Raw genomic sequence first — 24,211 nt, 5'->3', positions numbered from 1 at the left:
TTCACGATGTGGCCTCCTTCGACAACACGTTTGCCGCCGCTTCGGTATCCAGGGCAGGTAGGTGCTCTGCGGTCACCAAGCGAGAGTTGACGGCGTATTCCGCCAGCACGGCTCGGCGGTTGAGCGCTTGCTTGCCAACGCGACCCTTCAGACCACGCACACCGGCCCGATCGAGCTTGTCGCAGACGTTGTCGAGTTTCCGGTTAAACCGGGTCTGCGTCCATCCCAGTCGACGGGCGGCCTGCACTGCAGTCGGCACCTGCCAGGCGCCAGTTCCGGTCCGGCGCAGCAGCGGTTCGGCCAAGGCCAAAATGGCCAATAGCTGACTGTCGGTGAAGGTGGTGGCACCCACTGTGGTGTCGCCGCTGGCGGGCGTCTCTGGAGTGATGGGCTCGTAGGCGGGCTCGTCGACCATGAGATTGAGCTCATAGCAGTACGGCCCGGCGGAGAACGTCACCGCTGTGTTGCCGAACACCAGTGGCATCTTCGCGCCAGGGGTAAGCGTGCTGCGGCTGAGCCCGACAGCATCAGATAGCTGGGCGGTGGCACGGGCGCCGACATTAGCCAGCCACCAGAAGCCCTCGGCGAACGACAGCTTCAGGAAGTGGCGATGCAGATAGGGATTGTCGTCGATGACCAGATCCCCGACCCGTCCCATCGTGAACTCCTGTCCGGGCAACAGGGTGTGCCGCTCACCGGCAAGTTCGACTTCCAGCCTTCTCATGACTCCACACACTCCCGCTGCGGCGAGGACACCGATCCGTTGCTGCGACGAAGCATGACCTCGATACAGGTCTGACCCGGTTGCGCCGGAACCGAGACCGTCGGCTCATCCACGTCGTCCACGGGTTGTTCCTCAGCCAAGAACTGCTCGTAGATGTACTTGTCCCCCTCGTTCGGATCCGGGTTCGTCCAGGTGAACGTCACCTTGTCGCCCTTCACCTCGCCTTCCAGATCCTCGACCGGCGGCACTCGTAGAACCAGTGGATCCTTCGGCTTCACCGTCATCGACTCGGTTGACTGGACCGTGTCGGCTTGCGAAGGATCCCCCCTGAAGAACATCGCCCACGCAACACCGCCGCCTATGAGCAGCACGACGAGCACCACCGCCACCGCCCCGAGGGGAGACCCGGACTTTCGTGGCTTGTCGTGTTCCCCTTGCGCTCGTGATCCGGGCTGTTCGGCCTCAGCGACGCTCTTGGCACGGAACTCAGGCACCACAGGACCGGTGAAATCCCGCTCGCCGGCAACGCCGTAGCCGCGGCCATGCTGGGCCACGTGGGCTGCAGAGACGAGAGCCATGGGCGTGTGAGGATCGGAATGGTCGAAGGGCGACGTGATGCCGCTGCTCGGCCCGGTGCTCGTCGCCGTGCGATCACCAACCTGATCCGGGTCGATCAGCATGAATCCGCTGATTCGGGTACCGGAGCCTTCGATCTCAGTCGCGTCGTGCAGATCTTCCTCGACATGGTCCGAGAGCACGTCGATGGGGGTGACCGACTCGTTCATCTGGCCCTGAACGCCTTGGAGCGCGCGGGCGAACTCGAGCGCGGACTGGTAGCGCTGCTGCGGATCCCTGGTCAGCGCCGTAGCCAGCACTCTCTCAAGCACTTCCGGGACATCCTGTCGACCGGTGGCGCGCGGAACGAAGGTGCGGGCTCGATGACGCAAGCTCAGCGGATCGTTCGGTCCCCCAGGCTCTTCCATCGGGCTGCGACCGACGAGCATCGCCCACATGGTGGCCGCCAGCGAAAACACGTCGCTCCACGGGCCCATGGGCAATCCCGAATCCGGGTACTGCTCCTGGGGTGCCCACAACCGGCTGAGCGCGTTCTTCGCTGCCGCCACGTCGGAGCCGACGGAAATGCCGAAGTCGGTGAGTGCGGGACGCCCGATTCCGGTGAACAAGATGTTGGCCGGCTTGATGTCACGGTGCAGGATGCCCATCCGGTGCGCCGTCTCGACGGCACCAGCCACCTGGATCGTGATCTCCATGGCCTTCGACGTGCTGAGCACACGTTTAGCGACGCGACTGCCGAGATGAGCGGTGCCGCACTCTTCCATCACGAGGAACCGCCGGCCATCCGCGGCGACGCCCGCCTGGAAGATGCTCACGATATTCGGGTGGCTGGAGAGCTTGGCCATCAGGTTGGCTTCGGCGTCGAACGCACTCTCGTCTCCGCCGTGCAACACCTTTACTGCGACCTTACGGCCCAGCGCATCCTGGTAACGGAAGACATCGGCGAAACCGCCACCACCCAGCCAATCGATGTAGACGAAGCCCGGCAGTTCCGGAGGCATGGAGCGCTGCGCCATATCAGGGCGTCCCTTCAAGATGGATGAACAAACCCTTGCCGAGATCGATCAGGTCTCCCGGGATGAGCAGCACAGGCGTGTCCGGGAGGCGGACGGCCGGTTTCCCATGACGACGGAGGTAGGTTCCGTTGCTGCTGTTGAGATCACGCACCATCACCCGCCATCCTTCGAGCAGGAACGCCACGTGGGTGCCCGAGACATGGGCGTGCGGCAAGGCCATCAGGCGCGGAGTCTCGCTGAGCTTCAGCGCCGTCGATCGCGGGTTGCGTCCCGCGATGATCGGCCCCTTCAGAGGAACCGTCTCCCCGCCTTCTACGCGCAGGTATCCCAGTTGAGGGCGTTCAACCATCCTCGCGTCGCCGCTCACCCGCGCCTGACACACGTAGCAATGCCCGCGATCCGGCGGATTGGGGTGGCCGCGGTCGCAGAACCGGGCCAGTACCGACGGTCCCGCTGCGACCCGTTCCATGACCACCTGAGCCATCCCGTCCTCCAGCACGGTGTCGCCGGACAGCTGGGCGTCACTCACCTCTGAGTACCCACTGCGGGATCCCGGCACAGCCGGCTGCACCTCGTCCTTGGGCCGGATAGCTGCTGCTTCGATGTCCAAGGCCACCGAAGGATCCCACAACGACGCATAGGGGTTGACAGCAACGGGCTCCTCAACCTCGATCACGGGCTCGTCGTCGTTGAGCGTCTCGTGCGCAGCGGTGAACCCCGAACGCGTCCGGTCCGGGTCCGGGGAGGGCTGCTCCGACGGCTCATCGATACGGTCGCCCGGCTGCGCCGGCAGCATCAAGACGGGATCGGCCTCAGCGACCAGTTCAACCACTGGCTTCGGGGACTCGGCATTGCTGGGCACGTCACGTTGTTCGGATGGCGGCTGATAGACGGAAACAGCGACTGGTGTCGCCGAGGTCTCCGCGGCGGCCCGAAACACTCCCCGCTCGATCCCTGATGCTCTCAGCACGCCGTCGACGACAGGTCCGCCGTCGGCCGACGACCGCGCCCCACCCAAGCGGATAGCATCGGGCAACGGAATCACCTTCTCCGCCCAGGTCATCACCGACTCTCCTGAAATGGTCTCCGTCGTACCGCCGACTTGAGCCTCAACGGGGACGGGCCCACGCACCGCGACGTGGCACCGGTCGACGGACTGGATGGCGACGGCGAAGGCGGGGAGGTCGAGGAACCCTGTCTCCGACGACTCCGCGAGCGTCTTCAGGAAGGTGCCCAACTGCGAGTCGCGATGGAGCCGGCTCCAGATCCGCTCGGCGGCGCCCAGCCCGACCGACTCGTCGACGAGGGCAATACCACCGGGCCAGGCGATCACGATGTCCTCTCCAGGGGCCCATCTCGCCACGTGCTGAGGATCCATCACACCTCCCCTTCATCGGGCACCGTGTCATCAGAGTCCGCCGTCGCCGTGGAGTCGACATGGTTCAACGACTGCGACGCCGTCGACATCAGAGCGGTGCACTCGACCACCACCACCGTGACGTTGTCACGGCCCCCCGCTTGCAACGCGGCTTGCACGAGCGCGCGGGAGGCCTCCTGCGTGTCGGCTGTGGTGAGCAGGATGGCCGTGATCAGTTCGGGCGTGACCTCGTTGCTCAGCCCGTCCGAGCACAGCACGATGCGGTCCCCCACCGCCGCTGGTATCAGCCATTGATCGGCAACGGGCCGGCGAAGCCCGGCCCCCAGTGCTCTGGTGATGACGTTGCGCTCCAGCGCGGTGGCGCCCCTTTGGACCACAGCAGAGTGATCGATACTGATCTGCGTGAGTTCACCGTCGCGCATCAGATGAGTACGCGAGTCGCCGACATTGAAGACCAGCCAGCAAGGCATTCCGCCTTGCTGGGTAAGTCCCACCCCGGTCAACGTCGAGCCGGGAGCACGGCCGGCACTTTGCAGGGCCGATACCTTCGCAGTCGCTCGCTCGACGGCGTCCACCAGCGTGTCCGGCGTCAGCCAGCGCTGACCGGAAAGGCTGGCGAACACGTCAACGACCGCCTGCGATGCCAGCTCTCCGTCGGAATGCCCGCCCATGCCATCGGCAACGACGAACACCGGGGGCACCGTCAGGTAGGAGTCTTCGTTGGACCCCCTCACCAGGCCCTGGTGTGAGGCGGCACCGAAGCGGACGTCCAACAGGGGCTCGGTCACTGCCGCACCTGCAGGTGGCGTCCACCGACGTGAAGAACAGCACCTGCGGGAAGCTCGTGGACTTCCTTGGCCGTCACCTTGGCTTTGCTGCCGTCGAGTTCGATAGAGACGCCATTGGTGGCACCCACGTCGTAGAAGGCCAGGCCGCCGCCGAACGGCAACAAGACGACATGGGTCTTGGACAATCGCATCGATTCATCGATCAACTGCACCGGACGCGCTTGGGGATACTCCGCGGGCGCGCTGGGGTTGCGTCCGAGCACGAGCGGCGCATCGACGCGAACCTCCTGCCCGTCGTCGAGTACCACCACGACCGCCTCATCCTCCTCGATGTCGACGACGGTCCGATCATCGAGCAGCGACAACGACGGCTGCGCCGACGCCCCGAACGCCGATGCCTCGGGAGCTACCTGAGGCGCACCGAGTGGAGGAACTGGCTGCGCCGAGACGGGCGCCCCGGAGAAAGGAATGGAAGGGCTGAAGGGCGGCGACGAGGGCGCTGGGGATGCTCCGAAGGGAGTGGCGATTGGGGCGGGTGAGTTCTCCTGAGGCCTCGCCCAAGGGTTCGGAGGGGCGAACGCCGCCGGCGGTTCCTTGACAGGGGGCTCCGGGGTCGCGGACACCGGGCGGATCGGAGTGGGCGGCGTGGCGACGAAGCCTGAAGCACCACCGAAACCGGCGGGCGGTGCGGAATCTACGGTGTCGACGGGCGTGGCGGGCGCATTGGTCGGGATCCGGAAGGATCTCAGAGAATCAGGCGCGGCGGCGGACGTGTTCTCCGTGGGCTGGGGTTGCGGGCGGGGCGCCTGCGGCATGGAAACCGGAGTGACCGCACCGCCAGCAGGCTGCGGTGCGGCCGCGATCGGACTCCGAGCGGAGGAAGCCCGGGCGATCGATGCCTTGTCGACCGCGACGACACCCAGGGCGCGGTCAAGCCAATGCTGCCCGTCTCGGTAGGTGACGAGGTACGAGATCGCGGCCAATCCGAAGGTAACGCCTTCAAGCAGGCCCTGCAAGAGGTATTTCAGGAAGACCTTGACCTTGGCGTCCTCGCCGCTTGGCGCGACCACGAACTGGAATCCGAGCAGCTTGCCACCGATCGTCGTGGACTCCTTGAAGATCAGCACCAGCCCCCATACCGCGATCCCCAGGCTCAGAAGCATAGAGCCGTAGAAGAGAAATGAGGTGCCCCCACTCAATGGGATGCCGTACAGCGTCGACGCCATGACCTCGCCCATCTTGAGGTTCATGATCAACGCGGGGATACCAGCGATACCAGCCATGATCAGCCTGGCACCGACGCGTTTCCCGAGGCTCACGGGCTGTCCCACCCGGCGCTCGAACTGCATGGTCATGCGTGCTCCTTCGTATCCTCACCAGTCATCACTGACCGGCCTTTCTTGGCTTTGGGGTTCTTTTGTTGCGCGGATTGCTTGGCCTTGCGACGCCTGGTCAGGGCCGCCTCCGTCGGCCTCTTGCGCAGCGAGCGCATCGAGACCAGAGCAGGGAGGCGCTTGAACCACGGCACTTGGGCGAGCAACGCCTTCTTCACATCAGGCACCACGCTCCAGGCGGCCTCGCTCTGGGCCTCGAAGGGCTCCACCGGGCCGAAGACCGTTGCGTCGACTTGAGCGGCAACCGTCGTGACCTCGACCGCCGGATAGGCCTGTTGGAGGTTCATTGCTGCCTCTTGGCGGGTCACGGTGCTAGGTGCCTCGTAGCCGATATCGCGCGCTTGATCGACGATCTCATCCCAGGCGCCCGCCACCTGCTCGGCAGGGACACCTGACGTACGGCGACGCTTGGCACGGCGGGACTTCAGTCCAACGATCACAGCGAACGGCAACGCCAGCAGCCCGAGCCCACCGATGACCGCACCCGCGATGATCAGCAGCAGCATCCAGGATCCATCGTCGTCCTGGTCTTCCTCCTCGGCGTTGTACGGCTCCTCGTCCGCGACGATCGGCTCCTCGGGGAGCCGCTCCGGCGGGTTGGGGGGCGGGTCCACCTGCGGCTTGGGTTTGGGTTTGGGCTGGGGCACCTCGGTCTGCGGCTCGCGGTCGGGAGTGACGTCGAAACTCACCCAGCCGGCTCCATCCAGGTGCGCCTCCACCCAGACGTGGGCATCGGCACCCTTCACTTCCCAGACATCGGTGGTGGCATTGCCTTCGTCGGGGTAGAACCCCATGACCACGCGTACCGGAATGCCCAGCTGGTGAGCCATCAGGGCCATGGCGGTGGCGTACTGCTCGTCGTCACCGATCCACTGCGCGGCGTTGAACATCGACGACAGTCGCTCGCGATTGTGCCCGGAACGCGACTTCCCGTCGGCCCCGTTGGAGTAGTAGCCCTTTTCCAGCAGCTCGGATGAGAGCGTAGCGAGCTGTTCATAGGCGCTGGTGGCCTCGGCAGTCCACTCAGTGGCCAGCCCCACCAGCACGTCGGGCACTTCCGACACCTCAGCGAGCTGCGCCTTTCCTGCCCCCGCTTGGGTCAACCGAGCCCGCTGTTCCTCTGTGTGAGGCACCGTCGGCACGGCCTGCGCCGCAAGGACTGAGCCTTCGGAGAAGCGGGCAGTGGTGAGCGTCTGGCCGCTGCCGCGGTTGACGTAAAGGCCCTGGGCCTGAGGCTTTGCCCGGTCGCCGTCGAAGCTGATCCACGTATCCCGACCGGCGCTGGGCAGCCAGACATCGTCGTAGCCCACCGCGCTGATCGTCATCTCCCTGGGAGCGCCGTCCACCACGACGGGAAGCTCCCTTCCCGAACGCAGGAACTGGCTTGCATCCTGAGACACATTGAAGACATGGCCGTCGTAGGTGTTCAGCACCGCGAGACGCAGCCGGGCGCCTTCGGGCATGCCCCGCACCTCGAAGAGCACCTCGTCCTTCTTCGTCAGCTCGTAGAGCCGGTACTTCATGAGGGGACTCGGATACTCGTGCAGGTTCAGGGGAGGCTCGATGTCATCGCGCAGCACACGTCGGTTCACCCGCTCTTCGCCGACGAGGTTGATGGCGATGGCGACGCCTCCGGCCAGCGCGATGACAAGGGCCGCCGAGATCATCCTGATCGCCCCTCGGGACAATCCGGTCTCCTTGCGCATCAAGAACTTACTGCTCGCGTTGCGGTGGGCCGCCATCCGGTGCACAGTCATCCAGGCAACGAGCCCCGCACCCAACACCGCCCCGAGCCAGGGCGCAGTGGGGGCCGTGCGCACGCCGAAGGCGATGCTGAACGCCAGCCAGACGACCGGCACGACGAGAACCCAATGCACCGATCGCGTGGCCCGGACAACCCCTACCCCGAGCGTGCCGACAAGGAGTCCTGCGATCAGGGGAACCGCCGCGGGACCCTGGAAGTCGCCCGCGGGCGTCGCGACAGTCAACAGATCGCGCCAGCCGAAGACGATGAGGAGGGCGAGCTCGCGCAGCGTCTCCACACTCGGAACCACGCCGAAGAGGGTGGTGTCGGACAACACCAAAGGTCCGCCGACGAGGAAATATGCCGCCACCAGCGCGAGTACCCAAAGTGCGATCGACCACCCGAGGCCCACCGCGACAAGAGCGATTCCAGCCCCGAGAGTGACGCCGACGAACGAGGCCAGGTAGCCCGACAGTCCGCCGAACGTGGGTTGGAACGCCACCACCCCGGGCAGCAGCAGGAGCCAAGCGCCCGCCACTCGGGGCCAGGACAATGCGGGAACCAGGTGGCGCTTCATCGCAGGCTCCTCAACGCAACGGCCAGCTCGCCCAATGCAGAGACGTCCAGCACCGTCAGGTCTCCCACCTGACGACGTGCCAGACTCAGGGACGCCGCGCAGCGCACGGCGAACGGGTACAGGGACGGTGGCAACGCGAGCTGGGCGGCGCGCAACTCGGCGGGCGCGGTGGTGCCGGTGACAATGCCGCCGACCGATGCACCCGGGATGTTGCCGGCCTGAACAGCGAGTTCCCGGAGGCTGTGTCCCTTGGCCACCATCTCGATACCGGAGAGCCGGTCGAGGAGGCCCAAGGCACTGGGAAATGGGATCTCCCCGACCGAGGTAAGAAGGGACACCTGCCGCTCGTCGCGCAGCGCCGATGCCCCCAGCGAACCCACTGTGGACACGGCGAGTTCGAAGTCATCTGGGGTCTCGTAGTCGCTCTCGATCGTCGAGAGCATCAGCACCAGGTGGGCCCGCATCGTTTCTTCGAACTGGCGCACCATGAGCTTGCCGGTGCGCGCGGTGGTGCGCCAGTGCACCGCTCGGCGATCGTCGCCAGGGGTGTACTCGCGCAGCGCGTGGAAGGACACGTCGGAGGATGAGAGGTTGGTGGTAGTGACGCCCTCGACATCCTTGAGCATGCCGATGGCTCCCGCGTCGACGTGGGCGATTCGCGGGTGGATGTACAGCTCGGTCGCGTCGGTCAGGTGCTTCTTCCTGCTCACCGCGCCCACCGGATCCGACTGCACGGAACTCACAGGTCCGAGCACGAAGATCCCACGCCGCCTCGTGGGGATGCTGAACATCTCCTCATGTTCGTCTCCGGGAGCGAGCGTGCCCACGCGGAAGCTCGCCACCGCCTTGCCGACGGGGAACTCCATGGTCGTCGGCCCCGAGCTCTTTCCCCCGCCGGCGGTGATCAGCACGCGACCGAGCGCCTCCTCACCGGCCTGCACTCGCGGACGATGCAGTTCCAGCGCGACCTCGTGCTCACGACGTCGCAGAACGGAGACCAGCGCCACGAGCAGCACCACGGCGGCCATTGTTCCGAGCGCACGGAACTCCAACCAGCCACGGTTCCAGCCGACTCCAGCGGCGGCTGCCCCGCCGAGCAGCAGCGTCCAGCCGATGGGAGTGATACTGGCCACGGCTGGGTGCCGGCGCAGCCTGCGCGCCATGGGGCCAGCCCAGGCGCGCGCCTTGGCCAGTCGCGATGAGAAGGTCGTTCGGGCCACGGGTCAGGAAGCCATCCGGTTCACGGGCGCTTCGACCCGGCTCAACGCACGGGCGATCACGTCCTTCGGCTCCGTGCCGGCAAACTCGGCCTCCGGTGACAGGATCAGCCGGTGCGTCCAGACGCAGTCGGCGAGTTCCTTGATGTCGTCGGGCAGCACGTAGTTGCGGCCATGTGCCGCGGCCCAGACGCGAGCTGCGCGAACCATGGCGATGGCGCCTCGCGTGGACACACCCACCTTGGTCTCGGCATCGTCGCGAGTGGCCTCGACGAGGGCCTGCGTGTAGTCGAGCACGGCTGCGTCGACATAGTTGTCGCGGACGGAATCGATCATCTCGGCCACCGCAGCCTGCGCGATGACCGGCTGAAGGAAGCGAGAACGATCCGGCTGCGCGGAACCGCCCAGCACCTCCACCGCGGCAGCTCTGTCGGGGTAGCCGACGGACGTCTTCATCAGGAACCGGTCGAGCTGCGCCTCGGGCAGCTTGTAGGTGCCAGCCTGCTCCACGGGGTTCTGCGTTGCGATGACCATGAACGGCCGTTCGGTGCGGTGCTGCACGCCGTCGACCGTCACGTGGGACTCCTCCATCACCTCGAGCAGAGCCGACTGGGTCTTGGGCGACGCCCGGTTGATCTCATCGGCCAGCACGATCGAAGCGAAGATCGGCCCGGCATGGAAGTTCCACTGCCCGGTGCGCTGGTCGTACATCGTGATGCCGGTGATGTCGGACGGCAGCAGGTCGGGAGTGAACTGGATGCGGTTGTGCGAGCCATGCACCGAGGCCGCGATGGCGCGGGCCATAGCGGTCTTGCCGGTGCCCGGGGCGTCCTCCAGCAGAAGGTGTCCCTCGGCGAGCATGCAGGTCAGAGCCAGCCGGATCACCGGGGCCTTGCCCAGCAGCGCCTGTCCGACATTGTCGGTGAGCCTGCCGAACATATCCGCGAAAAACGCCGCGTGTTCTGGGGTCATTGTCATGGTTCGTTGTCTTCCTATCTCGATCTCACGCGGTTGCTAGCTCAATACCGACAGTTGACTTCATGAGTCACGTCCCTGCCGTCCGTGTACCCGCTCCAGTCGATCGCCACGGCAACGTCGCTTTGATTCCCACGAGCCCACCCATTGCCATCAACGTGATAGGTCTGATCGCGGGTAGTCCCATTGGTGCCGCCAACGGTGCAGGTCACCGTCGAGTTCGGGTACCAGTCACGTAGCTCAAGTTGGAACGGCCTACACCCGTTTCGCCCAGGCGTCACGCCCGTTGGACAGCCGACAGCGTTCGACGCGTGTCGCTCGTACGCCCGACCGTTACCTCGAGTAGAAGCGCTGGCGCTTCGCTCACTGGTCTGTCCCTCGCTGTTGGTGACCTTCACGGTGATGGTGATGTTCTGGTTCGGCCCAGAACCGACGGTGGCGTTTCCGGAACGGGACGTTGAGCCATCCGGAGAGCCGGAGGCTCCGGACATCGACACCTTGACCGTCACAGGTCGCCCATTGCTACGCTCCGGCATACTCCAAGAGACGTCCACTCGCCCGTTCGAGGCCCGACCTGCTGACACCGACGGACGATCCGGCGGCGCATAGGTGTTGACCGTCGCACTGGTGGTGGGGCCTTCGGAGGTCTCTCCCTTGACCGTGCTGATCGCCCTCAACTGCACCTGCACGTCATGGCCGAGCGCGAAGGCCGAGCTGTTGATCGTCTGGCCGTCGGTGACGGTACCGTTATCACCACCTGCGTTCCAGCGGTAGACGATCTCGCTGGACTTCGCGCCGTTGCCGGCAGCCGCTCCGAAGTTGAACCGCGCCTTGGTGCCGTCCCCTGTGGGGGTCAAACGGAAGTTGCCCGGCGCACCCGGTGGCTGGAAGGCCCGCACTGCATTGGAGGCCGGCGACCATTCGCTCCACTTGCCGGACTTGTTGGTGGAGCGCACCTCGAAGGTCTTGTCCTCAGTACCGACGCTCATGGTTACCGCGGAGGATGTGCTGGAGCCCTCGTAGAGCAGGTCGCTCATCCCGCGCTGACGCATCTGATAAGTGAAACTGGTATCCCCGTTGGGATTGCCCGGCGCTGACCAACTCACTGTGGCTCGTGGCGCGACTCCGGCCGCAGCCTTGTCCTTGACAACTTCTGGGGCACCCTGGTTGGAGGGCGCACCCGCTGGGGTCTCTGGCGCAGAGGCCGGGCCGGTGGGCGCAGTCACCCGAGTATCTACCTCGGTCAGCTTGTTGTGGGCGGTCAGCGTGAAGGTGTAGGCCGTACCATTGGCCAGCTTGTTCCACGTCATCGACGTGCCCGAGACCACCTGCTGAGTACGCCCGGCAGTGTCCGCCGGCATGATCTCGACGGTGTAGCTCGTCACTGGGGAACCCCCGTCGGGCACGGTGGTGGCTGCCCATGACAGGTCGATCTCCTGATCGCCGAACTTCGCCACGGGAGCCACCGGGGTGTCGGGCAGAGCATCGACGAAAATGTCATTGCTGGGCACCGATGCCGCCGAATCAGCAATGTCGGCTTCTTTTACCCTCGCACTCACCGTGAAGGTGTAGGTGTTGTTGTTGGCAAGCGTGTCGATGTCACAGCTGGTCTGGAGGCCGCAGTCCTTGCTGCCACCGTCCCAGGAGACGGTGAACCCGTCGGGCTGGCCGCCCCGCCACCCGGAGTGCGACCATTCAACGTTGGCGGTCTTGGACTCTCGCGCTGTTGCAATCACGTTCGTCGGCGGCATTGGTACGTCCTTCACCACCACCCTGATGGTGCCAGTGCGGTACCTACTGGAATCCTTGGTGGCGTCGGCCACCGTGTAGGTGACCACCACGTCCTCGGCGGAGTCTCCTGTCGACCCCGATGTCTGCGGCGTCACGGTGACCGTCAGCCCCTCGGCGCTCACCTCCGCGGGCCCAGACACCTCAGGCTGACCGACCAGCTCGATCTCTCCCCCTCGATCTGCGAAGGGGTTGGTGATCACGTCCGCCAGATTGAACGTTTTCGGCACGCCGACGCGTCCCTCGGGTTCATTGATATCGGTCACCGACATGAGTGGCCTCGTTGAGCTGAGCACGGTGACCGGCAGCGTCATCTCCAGCGGATCCGTGGTGCCGTCATGTACAGAGACCACGATGCTGCCACCCGTGCCCAGGGGAGCGTCGGCCGGCACCGAGACGCTCAGAGTCTGCCCGCTGATCGAGGCGTCCACCCCGTCAGAGGCGGAGATGATCGAGTAGGCCATCTTCTCGTTGTCCCCATCATCGGGATCGTCCACCATGCCAGCCAACGAGACGTCGATCGGCGCTTCGCCCCGCTCCACTCTGACCTCACCTGGGCGCAACTCGGGCGGGAACAGTCCCGAGGACGTCACCTCGATGGGGAGGCTCAACGTCTCCCGCAGCCCACGCGGATCGTCCACGGAGTCGCCGTCGTGCACCTCGAAGCTGAGCGACGTGGCACCGACAAAGCGCACATCCGGCGTGAAGGTGATTGTGGTGTCGTCCGGCCACTTGAGCCCAAGGTCAGGGTCTTCCTTGTTTCCGCCAGGACCCGCAACGACCGAGTCCACCGTGGTCAGCTTCGCGCTGTGGCCAGGACGCGTGAGAACGTACTCGCTGAAGTCGACCGTCAGGGTCTTTCCCCCCTCCACCACAGCTGGCACCTTTTCGGGGTTCAGCATCGGCGGGATCTGGTTCTTACCGGGCACGACGATCGCGGCGCGCGCCGTCAGGTCATCGAGGTCGCGAACGGTGTACAGCACGATCTGGCGGTCTTCGGTGAGCGGCACGGTCACCACTGCGCCATTGACCGTCGCAGGTTCCTCCACCTCCACGACGAGTTCCTTCTTCTCGCCATCTGGATCTTCGTCGTTGTCCAGCACAGCCACCTCGACCGCGTCGAGCTCCGCCACTGAGCTAGCGGTGACGTAGTCATCATGCGCGACCGGCGCCACAGGCGGCACGTTCTCGTCGACGGTAATCGTGACGACCCCAACCACCGGCGCGGCTCGTCCGTCCCTGATGCTGTAGTACAGCTGGTAGGTGCCTTCCTCAGCTGGTGTGAGCACGGAGATGCTCTGCTTTTCGAGCTTCGCCTCCGGGTTCCAGCGGTCATCCACCGGCTTGATCGAGTCTCCGATGATCGATATCTTGTCCCCGTCGGGGTCGATATCGTTCTTGATCACTGGAATCTCGAGACGGGTTCCCGGCCGGGCAGCGATCTCGTCGGGCACGGCCACCGGAGGCTGATTCTGCGTCGGCGCGGGAGCGATACCCACCCGAACGAAACCCTCGGCATTCGCATCGAAGCGATCCCTCACCTTGTAGGTGAACACATCGGTGCCGGGATCCACCTTTGACGCCGTATATACCAAGAAGTTGCCTTGCACCTCCACGGATCCCCGGGTGGGAGCGATGCTCCCGACGCCCACCAACTCCACAGAGTCGCCGTCGGGATCGACTCCATCCATAGGGATCGAGATCATCGTGGTCATTCCCGAGAAGGTACGTCCCGTGACCGCGCGAGGGGCCGGCTTCTGGTTGGTCTCATCGAAGCCTCGGATCGAGATGGTCACGGTCGAGGACGCCACGTTCTTCTGCGAATCAGCCACGGTGTAGATCACCTCGGCGGTACCCGCTTCGTCCCCGGCGCGGAACCGGACCTTGTCGCCCGAGACGAAGAACTCACCGAGCTCCTCATCCGAACGCACATCCAGCTCCGGCAGCAGATGGATCGGGAGGTCGGCAGGAGAGTAATCGTTAGCCAACACGTCCACCGTGACGATGTCTCCGGCGCGCACCACCGTCTTCTCCGGCACCGCTACCGGGGCCTGAATCTCGGACTGCGCGGCCAAAGGTACGACGAGCACCGACGCGGTGGCGCTGGCCTTGCCATTGCTCACCGTGTACTCAAAGCTCTGCGGGCTCTCGATCCCAGCGGGCGCCGTAACCCGCAACAGCGAGTGGCGCACCACCTCGACGTTGATGCCCTCAGCGGAGCCCATAGAAGTGCCCTGGATCACCAGGACTCCCCCAGCGGGATCGAAATCATTGTTCAGCGGCTCCACGACCACCGTGCCTGTGGGAGACATCAGCGCCAGGTCATTTTCCGCGACGGGCTGCTCGTCGGCCTCCTCGGGGTCGATCACGTCGACGCGGATCTTGCCCTTGCTCTTGTTGGGGCCGTCGCTGATCGAGTAGACGACGATATGGCTGCCAGGTTCGTCAGCGGTGAACTGCGCGCTGTTGTCGTTGTAGTCGGGAACCAACTCCACCTGAGGCTCGGTTGCCCCGAACTCCACCAGACGAAGCGCGTCTCCGTCGGCGTCTGTGTCATTGGAGAGCGGACGCAGCGTGATCATCTCCCCGACGTTCGCCACGAAATGATCGTTGTTCGCCACCGGTGGCGTGTTCGAGGAGCCTGGCATGATCTGCACCACCAGTTCCTTCGCGGTCGACTCAGAGCCGTCGCTCACCACCACGGTGATGGATCGGCGACCAGGGCCACCTGTTCCCAAGTCCCGAACGGAGATGTATCCGTCGGGTCGCCAAGTCACCGACAAGCCGTCCTCACCGACCGCGTTCTCCAGAAAGAGAGGATCCCCGTCTGGATCTACCCAGTCGGGCAGCACCGAGTACTCTGCGGTGGCGCGTTCGGAGAGCTGAATGGTGTTGGAGCGAAGCCGCTCCGGAGCCTTGTTGCTTCCCTCCGGCGAGAGCGTCACGGCAACGGTGGCCTCGTTACTCAGGTCGACACCGTCATAAGCCTGATAGGTGAAGGTGAACCGACCGGTAGCGTCAGCAGGGACATCCACGCTGACGGCACGTCCGTCCTTGGCAAGGCTCACCGGAATCCCAGCAGGCTGCTTCTTGATGATCGCGGTGAGCACGTCACCATCGAGGTCGAGATCGTTGACCAAGATCGGCAGGGTTGTCGAGACCCCGGGGCGAGCGCCCAGCTTGTCGTCCTCAGCAACCGGAGGATTCTGCTCCTCGGAGAACTCCTGGAGTTGTGAGAACTCGGTCTCCGTCGATTCGTCGGACTCCTTCTCCTCTTCCTGCTCCTCCAGATTCTTGGAGATCAGATCCCAGTTGTCCACCCGCTCCATCGACTCCAATGGCAGGTACACCGCGCCAGTGGCCAGGTCGTTGATCACGAGAACCTTGCGGTTGGTTCGGAACACCGGATCCTTGGCCTTGGCGAGCTCTGGGAACTGCGCGGCCTCGTTCAGTTCGGCGTCGCCACAATCCCTCAAGTAGTAGCCGGACTTCGCCCAGAGCCCGTACGCACAGCCATCGAGCAGAACCGGGCGCGCCGCCTGGCCGTTCGGCACATCAACCGATGACGCCTCGCCGCCGGTCAACGGCACCCGGATCAGAGAGTCAGCGGTTGCCAGCAACACCTCATTGCCCGCGAGCGACGGCTGCTGCAGCACGGCTTCGGCTACCTCCGGAAGCTCGATCACCCGGTCGACAGTGCGCACCGCGCCCTGGTCGAAGACGACGAGGGTCTTGTCCACCACCGTCAACTGGGCGGCCTCGGAAAGCTCCGTGCCCAACGAGCCGACCTCTTCGATCACTGCGTCCTCCCCCAGGCCGGTGATCGTGCGCACGACGCCATCCGCCGTCGCAACGAACGCGTCACCGTGTGGGCCCACCGCGATCAACGGCTTGTCGAGTTCCTCCACGAGGGGATCGGCTTGGGGGTTGAAGCCGCTGATGCCCTCGAGCGTGCTCGCCCAGACCTTGCCCTCCTCGCGATGGGCGAACAACACGGTCTCATCGCCTTGCGCGAAAGACACCTCCGCGACAGAGGTCTCAGACGTCAGCGCGACTGACGCGGTGTCCAGCTCGTGAATCGACTCCGGACTGGTCACCATCACGTTGTTGCCGTACTGGGACAGGTCGAACGACGAGGTGGTCGTACGAAGCGCGCCGTCCAGAGTGCGCGACTCATAATTGAGATGACCGACGAACTTCTTCGCGCCGTTGCTCACCCATACCCCACCGTCGTTGAGCTCGATCTCGGCAGCGGGCACTCCCTCGTGAACAAAGGCAAGAATGCCAATGGCGAGCGCCAGTGAGCCCACCCCAATGGTCTCGGCGGGCTTACGCCAATTCATGCCCACGGTGCGCCCCCAGATCCTCGTAGCGGTATGGCGATGAGCAACACCGCCGAGGCGAATATTGCCGCATCTCCGAACAGCACACGATGGGGCCCCCGCCCCATGGTCATTAGCCTTTTGGCCAGGTAACATTCACCGCGCGACCAAAGAAATACCTAGCCAAAACGGGACATTGGCCGGAAATCAACGGCATTTTCCCAGGCTGTAAAGCAGACGTCGACCTTTCTTGGGCGTTGTCAAGCCCTGTCATGTCGTCCAAAAAGATGACAAACAAATCTGCGGCAGTCGCCGGAAAACAAAAAAAACCGGGGTCCACACCTGGATGTGGACCCCGATTCGTCAGCGGGCGCTTCAGGCGCAGTCGCGAGCGACGGCCGCCGCGGCCTCCAGACCGGAGCGCACCGCGCCCTCCATGTAGCCGTTGAACCGCGAGGAATACTCGGCACCCGCCCAGTGCAGGACGCCGTCCGGCTCGGCCAGCAGCGGCCCGTCGGCGCTCCAGGCACCCGGCGCGAAGTGAGCGCCATGGCAGCCGGCGGTGTAGGGCTCTGCGCTCCAGTCACGCTCGACGTAGGCCATCGGCTTCGGCACGTCGTCGCCGAAGGTGGCCTTGACCGCGTCGGTGAAGGCACGCTCACGCAGCGTGCTGGAACGGCGCGACAGCGAATCGGCCTCGGCCCCCTCGAAGAAGCCCATCAGCAGGCCGCGCGGCGAGTCCGCGACGGAGGCGTCGAGGGTCACGCGGATGGCGCCGGTGTCGGCGGACGACTGCCCGGAGAGGCCGCGTTCGTGCCAGAACGGCGACTCGTAGATCAGGAAGGCCTTGATCACGTTGCCGGGAGAGACCTTGGAGGCCACCTCGGAGCGCCACGGGGCCAACGGCGGCTCGTGCTGGAGGGAGACTGCCAACCGCGGCGGCAGGGTCGACAGCACCTGGCGGGCCTCGACCTGCTCACCGCCCGCGAGGTGGAGCGTGGCGCCGTCGGCGCGATGGCTGACCTTCTCCACCGGGGTGGACAGCCGCACCACGTCGCCCAGTTCGTCGGCGATCGCTTCCGGAAGGGCATGAGCACCACCGGCGATGCGCTTCTGATGCAGGCCGCCGCTGCTGGCCAGCATGGTCTCCAGATCGGGGCCTGCCATCACCTGACGCAGCCCCTCACCCAAGGACGCATCCTTCGACATGCTGCCATACGCCGCCTCGTACACCTCGGCGAAGCGCTGCCTGGCTCCCCTGGTGCGCAGGTTGGTGCTGATCCAGCGCATCAGATCCTGTTCCAGCCACACGTGGTTGGACTGCGCCCACGCGGCGTCCTTGCGGAAGCGCTCGGCCAGTCGACGCAGCCGCAACAGACCCTGACCGAGATCGGACACCTCGAACGGCGTCAGCTGCGGTCCTTCGATCGCCGACGGAACCTGCAGATTCTGCCCGCGGAGGCGAACGACGAGGTTGCCCGTCGGGGGGATGTCGATCATCTCGAGGCCGTAGTACTCGGTGAGCTCGGCCAGCGAATCGAATCCGGGGCCGACCCACTGCCCGCCCAGCTCCACGTACTGCCCGTCACCGAGGTTGGCGTTCTCTACCCGGCCGCCAACCCGATCTCTCGCCTCCAGGACGACGACGGTGAGGCCGCGCTGGATCAGATTGCGCGCGGCGACGAGCCCGGCAAGGCCGGCGCCGATGATGGCGCAGTCGATCATGTGGGTCCCTCCTCGAATGGTTCAGGTGACGAGACTATCGCTTCATCGGGCCTACCCCTAAGGCGGGGCTGGTTAGGCCGGGCGCACCCCCGGGCTATCCTGAAGGGTTTTGAGGCTTTTGCGGTCGACGACCGCTGCTTGGAGCCGCCCACGGGATTCGAACCCGTGACCTACGCTTTACGAGAGCGTCGCTCTACCGACTGAGCTAGGGCGGCGGCATCGGAAACTATAGCGGCTCCCCGAGCGAGGCGGGAAATCAGCACGCGACGACGCCGGCGCTCGTCAGGAACACACGGTTCCCTCGGCCGGCAGGACGCCCTCCAGCAGGTATTCGTCGATCGCCTTGCGCAGGCAGCGGTTCTCCGTGTCGATCGCGCCGTGACCGGCGCCCTCCAGGGTCAGCAGCCGTCCCGACTCCAGTTGTTCCGCCATCGTCTGCGCATGTTCGTACGGCGTGGCGGAGTCGCCGGTGGTGCCCACGACGAGGATGGGCTGAGCGCCCTTCGCGGTGATCCGAAGCGTCGGCGCCGAATCGGCGGTCCACAGCGCGCAGAAGTAGGCGATGCCGGTGTTCGGCGCGACGGTGGGTGCGAGCTCGAAGCTCTTGCGCCAGCGTTCTCGCACGGGATCGGCGCCCTCGTCGTAATGGTCGGCGCACAACGTGGCGGGGAAGGCGAAGGCGTCGGTCTCATACTTGTCGGGGCTCCGACCGTTCATCGCATCCGAGACGCCCAGCAATGCCTCTCCGTCGGAGTCCACCATGGCGGCCTGGAGATCCTCGCTGAGATACGGATAGGCCTCGTCGGTCGAATAGAGGTACCCGAGGATGCCGTCGGCCGCATACGTCTGGGTGAGCTTTCGGTCACCCACGGCCAGGGGCTCCGCATCGAGTCGCTTCAGCCAGTCGGAGATCTGCCCCTTGATCTGCTCTGCGGAGCCGTCGAGGAAGCACTCGTCGGTGTCCCCGCACCACGACGCCCACTCGGTCAGCGCCCGCTCGAAGCCCATCGCCTGCGGGGGCGCGTCGTCGGAGTCGGTGATGTCCACCGCAGAGTCCAGCACCAAACGCCCCGTGCTGCCGGGGAACAGCTGGGCATACACGGCCCCGATGAAGGTGCCGTAGGAGACTCCGACGTAGTCGAGCTTCGGCGCGCCCAGCAGGTGACGCAGCAGATCGAGGTCACGAGCGTTCTCGATGGTGGAGAGGTGATCAAGGAGCGGCCCGGAGGCGTCGCGGCACTGCTGTGCGAAGTCGCGGTGCCCGTCGCGCAGAAGCTGGTCCTCGGCGTCGTCGTCCGGGCTCTGATCGAGCTCGAAGATCGCATCGGTCTGATCGATCGTCCCGCACTGCACCGCGGTCGAGCGGCCCGTGCCCCGCGGATCCCAGCCGACGATGTCGTAGCCGTCCCACCCCATGCCGACGAGGCTGCCGGCGAAATCCTGCCCTCCGATGCCCGGCCCACCCGGGTTCACGAAGAGCGGGCCGAGGCTGCCGTCGGAGCCCTCGTAGCGTCTGAGCGCGATCTCGACGGCCGGGCCTTCCGGATCCTCCCAATCGAGCGGGGCGAGCACGGTGACGCACGCCGCGGCCCCCTCGTCGCAGCTTCTCCATTCCAGATCCTGGGCCGCATACGCCGCCAGGCTGCCGAGGCCGTCGGGAAACTCCACCGACGGCGCCCCGGACGGCTGATAGTCGAGCTGCCGATCCGCATTCGCTTCAGAGGGCCGGTCGAAGGTCTCCAGCTCGTCCACCGGAGTCTCCGGCACGCCCGGCATCCGTTCGCCGGGCGCCACCGATCGGCCCGGCTCCGTGCTCGGCGTCTGCTGGCTGGGAGCCGGCCCTCCCCCGCCGCCGATGACGGACAGGATCAGGCCGAAGGTGAGGCTCACGGCGAGCACCGCCAGCATCACCTGCACGGAGCGCAGGCGACGCCCAGAAGTAGCGCTGTTCACCGAGCGGTCGCCCTTCAGGCCTGCCTGGCCTCGCGAGCGTTCTCGCGTGCCTTGCGGAAGGCCCCGTCGATCCCCCAACGGCCTCCACCGAGGCTGAGGAACAGCAGGGCCACGGCGGCCATCAGCAGATCCCTGTCGCCGAGGAAGCCCTCGAGCCCGGGAACGAAGATGTTGAACGCGCCCCAGCGGATGAAGGCCAGCGAGGCGCCCGCGATCACGAGCAGCAGGAGTCCGGCGACACGCACCAGCATGCCGATCACGAGCAGCACGGCGATCGCGCCGAGCGTGAACCCGACGATCCACGCGCTCAGGCGCGGCTCCGGCAGCAGCGTCTGCCCGAGGAAGGCCGCGGTCGCGTCGACGTCGGAGAGGATCTGGTAGCCCACCACGCCCACGATGCCGGCCACGACCAGCCGCAGCACGAACAGCCCGAAGCTGCCGAAGAACTTGTCGGTGACCAGTTTCTGCTTAGGCGGGATCGGCCTGGTGGCGTTCTCCGGCGATGTGGACACGACGCCGAGCCGGGCATTGCGCTCCTCGCGCAGGGCCGCCAGCTCCATGGCGCGACGCTCCTCCTCGATCCGCTCCGCCTCCAGCCTCCGCTGGATCTCGGGGTCGATCACCGCGGTGGTCTCCACCGCATCCGCCGCCTGCGGCGCAGCCCCCGCGGCGGCACCGCGGAAGATGCCGTCGAGTTCATTGGCTGCCAGGGACGCGGTCTCCTCGGTCGCGTGACCGAGCTCCGGCAACTCCTGCGTGAGTTCAGCGACCTCCGCCACCGGCTCCGGCTCCACGGGGCTCTCCATGATCGGCGCCGAGATGGGACGTCCGAAGTCCGACCCGCGCAGGACTCGCTCCGGCTCTTCCTGAGCCACCGGCGTCTCATCAGCCTCCGGCGTCTCATCGACCTCCGGCACCGGCTCTCCCCAGACGGCACCGGGAGTCGGACGGGGACGCTCTTCCTCGACAGCCTCAACAGTTTCTTCGTCGACGGTCACCGCACGCGGGAGCGCCGGTTCGTCGTCGAAGGCGGGGGCTTCATCGACGGGGGCGGAAACCTCATCGTCGGAGGCCGGGGCCTCATCAACGGGAGCGGAGATATCCTCGTCGGAGCCAGGGGCCTCATCGTAGGAGGCCTCCTCGACGATCTCGACGGCGCTCATGACGGGCTCGTCGTCGGCCGGCGCGACCTCGACGGGCTGGTCTGCCGGGGCATCGACGACGGGTTCCGTCTGCGGTTCGCTCACCTCGTCGACGTGCGTCTCCGCCTGCTCTTCGACAACCTCCTCCTCGACGGTCGGGGGCAGCTCGTCCTGGATCTCGTCCACGGGCACGACGACCTCCTCCTCGACGGTCGGTGGGAGCTCGTTCTGGATCTCCTCCACGGGCACGACGGCCTCCTCGACCGACTCCTCGCTCTCCTCCTGCACCACAACGGGCGGAGCCGGCGTCGGGTCGGCCTGGTCGGAGGAGTAGTCATCCCAATCATTCATGGCGATGCCGTACTCATTGTCTTCGTTCCAGTCGCTGTCGTTGGGTGTGGACTCCCGGATCCAGTCTCCGGAGCGTTCCTGGTTCGTCGACATGTCCTACCTCGTCATTCTGGGCGGTCTAGGGCTTCCATCCTGGCACCCTCGCGGTAATCGAACACTCGTGACACGCCCCTAGGAGCGACGCACGGCCCGCGAGACGGCGATGAACATGGCCTCCAACGCCAGCAGCGGCGCGACGTTGCCCTCCAGCGCGGTGCGCGCCTCGAGGAGGGCGTCGATGGCCCGCACGGTGTGCTCAGGGGTGGACTGCTCGGCGAGCCTCTCGATCTCCTCCGCGAAGTCGGCATTGATGAGCGGCGCACCGGCCCCGGTCTGCACGGCCAGAACATCGCGGAAATAGGACGTGAGCTCCGTCAGCACCCGGTCCAGCGCGTCCCGCTGCAGGCGCTTGAGCCGAAGCTTCTGCTGGTCCTCGAGTTCGCGGAGCGCCGCCTGGGCATTGCGCGGTTTGGTACCCCTGCCGCCCATGCCGAGCGCCTCCTGGAGCGCGGCCGTCTCCTTGGCGTCCAGGGGCGCGGTGATCTCCGTCGCCTCGGCCGCGGCCGCGTCGACCTGACGCCCTGCGGCCTCGAGGCAATCGGTGAGGGTGCGCAGGCGCGGAGGCACGCTCAAGATGTCGCGGCGACGGGAGTTGGCGTCGTCGGAGCGGGCCAGCGCCCTGGCCCTGCCGACGTGGCCCTGCGCGATTCGGGCGGCCTGCTCGGCACGCTCGGGGTCGACCCCGTCTCGTCGCACCAGCAGCTCCGCGACAGCCTCCGCCGACGGGGTGACCAGGCGCGCGAGCCGACACCGCGAGCGGATGGTGACGATCACGTCGTCGGGGGTGGGAGCACAGAGCAGCCAGACCGTGCGGGGCGATGGTTCCTCCAGCGCCTTCAGCAGCGCGTCGGCCGCGCGCTCGGTCATCCGGTCGGCGTCCTCGACCACGACGATCTGATAACGGCGCCCCACCGGAGCGACTCCCGCGCGGCCCACCATCGCGCGCACCTCGTCGACGCCGATCGACAGCTGCTCGGTGCGAACGAGCGTGACATCGGGATGGGCACCGCTCACCGTGGTACGGCATGCCTCGCACTGGCCGCAGCCGCCACGATCGCATTGCAGAGCGGCCGCGAAGGCACGCGCGGCGTTGGAGCGCCCCGATCCCGGCGGACCGACGAACAACCAGGCGTGGGTCATGGCGTGGGAGCCGCCCGCGACGGCCCGTCGCAGCGTCGCCACCACGCGGTCCTGCCCGATCAACTCCGAGAAAACGTCACCCACGGCACCTATCCTGCCAGGACCGACCGACAGCCGGCCGACGTCCCGCGCAGGTGCAGAACCGGCGGCTCGAGGCCGGAGCACCACAGGGCCGCGCGCCCGCCTCGGGATATCCTTTGGGCTATGCCCAGCCACAACACCGGGCTCACGGATGAGCCCGTGGGAATGTCCGACATCGCCGCAGCCGCAGGAGTGGCTGTCTCGACGGTGTCGCGAGCACTCTCCGGGGCGCGCGGGGTCGGCGCCGCGCGGCGGGCCCAGATCATGCAGATCGCCCTCGACCTGGGCTACCTCTCCCCCGTCGGCAACACGCCGGAAAGGCCCGTCCCCGCACGCCAGGCGCGGATAACCGCCGTCACGCCGGAGTCGGACAGGTGGATCTTCGGCTCGATCCTGGCGGGCCTGCACGACGTGCTGGCACCGGCCGGCAGTTCGCTCAACATGCTGCAGGGCCTGTCGGCGTCAGACCGGGTCCGCCTGCTGGCGGACTCCGACCCCGACGCCGACCTGCTGGTGCTGGTTCCCGCGCCGCCAGATCTCACTCCCGAGCAGATCCGCGCCGTCCGCCGGGTTCCGCTGGTGGTGGCCGGCTCGCTCCTTCCCGGGATTCCCAGCGTGGGCATCGACGACGTCGCCGTCGGAGAGAAGGCCACGAACCACCTGGTGAACCTCGGCGCCCGCCGAGTCGCCTACGTCTACTACGGCGACCACGACGGCAGCCTCGGCGTCGCGACCGAGAACCGCCGTCAGGGGTACCGTCGAGCCATCGCCCGCGCGGGGCTGGAGCCGTGGGAAGTCGAGGTGCCGTTCGGCGAAGGCGCGGGCAGGGAGGCGGCGGAGACGCTGCTCGCGTCCGACAGCCTGCCCCCTGGCATCTTCTGCGCCTCGGACGAGATGGCCGCGCAGATGATGGCGGTGTTCCGTCAGGCGGGCGTCACCGCTCCTCGAGACTTTTCGATCATCGGCGTCGACGACCACCCCATAGCCGGCATGTTGGGGCTGACGACGATCGCGCAGTCCGCCAGAGAACAAGGCCGCGCGGCCGCAACCCTGGCCCTGCGGCTGCTCCGTGGTGAACAGCCCACGGAGGCCATCGCCCTCCCCACCCGGCTCGTGGTACGCGAGACGACCCGTCGGATGGAGCCCTGAGCGTCTCGCTGGCCTCGAACACGTGAAACTGCGCAAGCCGCGCAACAATCCGGCCGGAACGCAACGGTTACG

Annotated in this window: 14 protein-coding genes and 1 tRNA gene; 1 reads left to right on the top strand and 14 read right to left on the bottom strand. The window is 66.3% G+C overall.

Annotation, left to right across the window (positions count from 1 at the left end; genetic code table 11):
• Position 1 precedes the first annotated feature (1 nt).
• The 14 genes from P0D62_RS04970 to P0D62_RS04905 form a co-directional block, all read right to left on the bottom strand.
• Positions 2-724 (bottom strand): hypothetical protein, encoded by a 723-nt coding sequence (locus P0D62_RS04970; protein ID WP_275701525.1) that lies wholly within the window; start codon positions 722-724, stop codon positions 2-4.
• Positions 721-2,316, bottom strand: a complete 1,596-nt coding sequence (locus tag P0D62_RS04965; protein ID WP_275701524.1) for a serine/threonine-protein kinase — start codon at positions 2,314-2,316, stop codon at positions 721-723. Before P0D62_RS04965 ends, P0D62_RS04970 begins: the two co-directional genes overlap by 4 nt.
• A 1-nt stretch (position 2,317) precedes the next feature.
• Positions 2,318-3,694, bottom strand: coding sequence for an FHA domain-containing protein (locus tag P0D62_RS04960; protein WP_275701523.1), 1,377 nt, complete (start codon positions 3,692-3,694; stop codon positions 2,318-2,320).
• Positions 3,694-4,482, bottom strand: a complete 789-nt coding sequence (locus P0D62_RS04955; protein ID WP_275701522.1) for a PP2C family protein-serine/threonine phosphatase — start codon at positions 4,480-4,482, stop codon at positions 3,694-3,696. Before P0D62_RS04955 ends, P0D62_RS04960 begins: the two co-directional genes overlap by 1 nt.
• Positions 4,479-5,837 carry an RDD family protein gene (locus P0D62_RS04950; RefSeq protein ID WP_275701521.1) on the bottom strand — a complete coding sequence of 453 codons (1,359 nt, stop codon included), beginning with the start codon at positions 5,835-5,837 and terminating at the stop codon, positions 4,479-4,481. Before P0D62_RS04950 ends, P0D62_RS04955 begins: the two co-directional genes overlap by 4 nt.
• A complete protein-coding gene (locus P0D62_RS04945; protein WP_275701520.1) occupies positions 5,834-8,197 on the bottom strand; it encodes a transglutaminase family protein in 2,364 nt (787 codons plus the stop codon). The genes P0D62_RS04950 and P0D62_RS04945 overlap by 4 nt, the downstream gene beginning before the upstream one ends.
• A complete protein-coding gene (locus P0D62_RS04940) occupies positions 8,194-9,360 on the bottom strand; it encodes a DUF58 domain-containing protein (RefSeq protein WP_275701519.1) in 1,167 nt (388 codons plus the stop codon). The genes P0D62_RS04945 and P0D62_RS04940 overlap by 4 nt, the downstream gene beginning before the upstream one ends.
• A gap of 60 nt (positions 9,361-9,420) precedes the next feature.
• Positions 9,421-10,392 (bottom strand): AAA family ATPase, encoded by a 972-nt coding sequence (locus P0D62_RS04935; protein WP_275701518.1) that lies wholly within the window; start codon positions 10,390-10,392, stop codon positions 9,421-9,423.
• Between the two features lie 41 nt (positions 10,393-10,433).
• On the bottom strand, positions 10,434-16,520 hold the full coding sequence (locus tag P0D62_RS04930; RefSeq protein WP_275701517.1) for an Ig-like domain-containing protein: 6,087 nt from the start codon (positions 16,518-16,520) through the stop codon (positions 10,434-10,436).
• A gap of 354 nt (positions 16,521-16,874) precedes the next feature.
• Entirely contained in the window at positions 16,875-18,224 is a 1,350-nt protein-coding gene (locus P0D62_RS04925) for a flavin monoamine oxidase family protein (protein WP_275701516.1), read from the bottom strand.
• Positions 18,225-18,363: 139 nt separating this feature from the next.
• A tRNA-Thr gene (locus P0D62_RS04920) sits at positions 18,364-18,439 on the bottom strand.
• Between the two features lie 67 nt (positions 18,440-18,506).
• Positions 18,507-20,177 carry an alpha/beta hydrolase gene (locus tag P0D62_RS04915; RefSeq protein ID WP_275701515.1) on the bottom strand — a complete coding sequence of 557 codons (1,671 nt, stop codon included), beginning with the start codon at positions 20,175-20,177 and terminating at the stop codon, positions 18,507-18,509.
• 14 nt (positions 20,178-20,191) lie between these two features.
• On the bottom strand, positions 20,192-21,763 hold the full coding sequence (locus P0D62_RS04910) for a DoxX family protein (protein WP_275701514.1): 1,572 nt from the start codon (positions 21,761-21,763) through the stop codon (positions 20,192-20,194).
• Between the two features lie 78 nt (positions 21,764-21,841).
• A complete protein-coding gene (locus P0D62_RS04905; protein WP_406708225.1) occupies positions 21,842-23,002 on the bottom strand; it encodes a DNA polymerase III subunit delta' in 1,161 nt (386 codons plus the stop codon).
• Between the two features lie 111 nt (positions 23,003-23,113).
• Between P0D62_RS04905 and P0D62_RS04900 the strand changes: the two genes are divergently transcribed.
• The gene (locus tag P0D62_RS04900; protein ID WP_275701512.1) at positions 23,114-24,139 is read left to right on the top strand and encodes a LacI family DNA-binding transcriptional regulator; all 1,026 of its coding nucleotides are present in this window, start codon (positions 23,114-23,116) and stop codon (positions 24,137-24,139) included.
• The last annotated feature ends 72 nt before the right edge of the window (positions 24,140-24,211 follow it).

The organism is Tessaracoccus caeni (genome assembly GCF_029211185.1).
GTDB lineage: Bacteria > Actinomycetota > Actinomycetes > Propionibacteriales > Propionibacteriaceae > Arachnia > Arachnia caeni.
Note: the sequence above shows the minus strand (reverse complement) of the source record. Positions and strands in the feature narration are given on the sequence as shown.

Bases quoted from the DNA above. Each gene is read 5' to 3' on its own strand.
- P0D62_RS04970 (WP_275701525.1), bottom strand. From the start codon at position 724: ATGAGAAGGCTGGAAGTCGAACTTGCCGGTGAGCGGCACACCCTGTTG.
- P0D62_RS04965 (WP_275701524.1), bottom strand. From the start codon at position 2,316: ATGGCGCAGCGCTCCATGCCTCCGGAACTGCCGGGCTTCGTCTACATC.
- P0D62_RS04960 (WP_275701523.1), bottom strand. From the start codon at position 3,694: ATGGATCCTCAGCACGTGGCGAGATGGGCCCCTGGAGAGGACATCGTG.
- P0D62_RS04950 (WP_275701521.1), bottom strand. From the start codon at position 5,837: ATGACCATGCAGTTCGAGCGCCGGGTGGGACAGCCCGTGAGCCTCGGG.
- P0D62_RS04945 (WP_275701520.1), bottom strand. From the start codon at position 8,197: ATGAAGCGCCACCTGGTTCCCGCATTGTCCTGGCCCCGAGTGGCGGGC.
- P0D62_RS04940 (WP_275701519.1), bottom strand. From the start codon at position 9,360: ATGGCGCGCAGGCTGCGCCGGCACCCAGCCGTGGCCAGTATCACTCCC.
- P0D62_RS04935 (WP_275701518.1), bottom strand. From the start codon at position 10,392: ATGACAATGACCCCAGAACACGCGGCGTTTTTCGCGGATATGTTCGGC.
- P0D62_RS04930 (WP_275701517.1), bottom strand. From the start codon at position 16,520: ATGAATTGGCGTAAGCCCGCCGAGACCATTGGGGTGGGCTCACTGGCG.
- P0D62_RS04925 (WP_275701516.1), bottom strand. From the start codon at position 18,224: ATGATCGACTGCGCCATCATCGGCGCCGGCCTTGCCGGGCTCGTCGCC.
- P0D62_RS04910 (WP_275701514.1), bottom strand. From the start codon at position 21,763: ATGTCGACGAACCAGGAACGCTCCGGAGACTGGATCCGGGAGTCCACA.
- P0D62_RS04900 (WP_275701512.1), top strand. From the start codon at position 23,114: ATGCCCAGCCACAACACCGGGCTCACGGATGAGCCCGTGGGAATGTCC.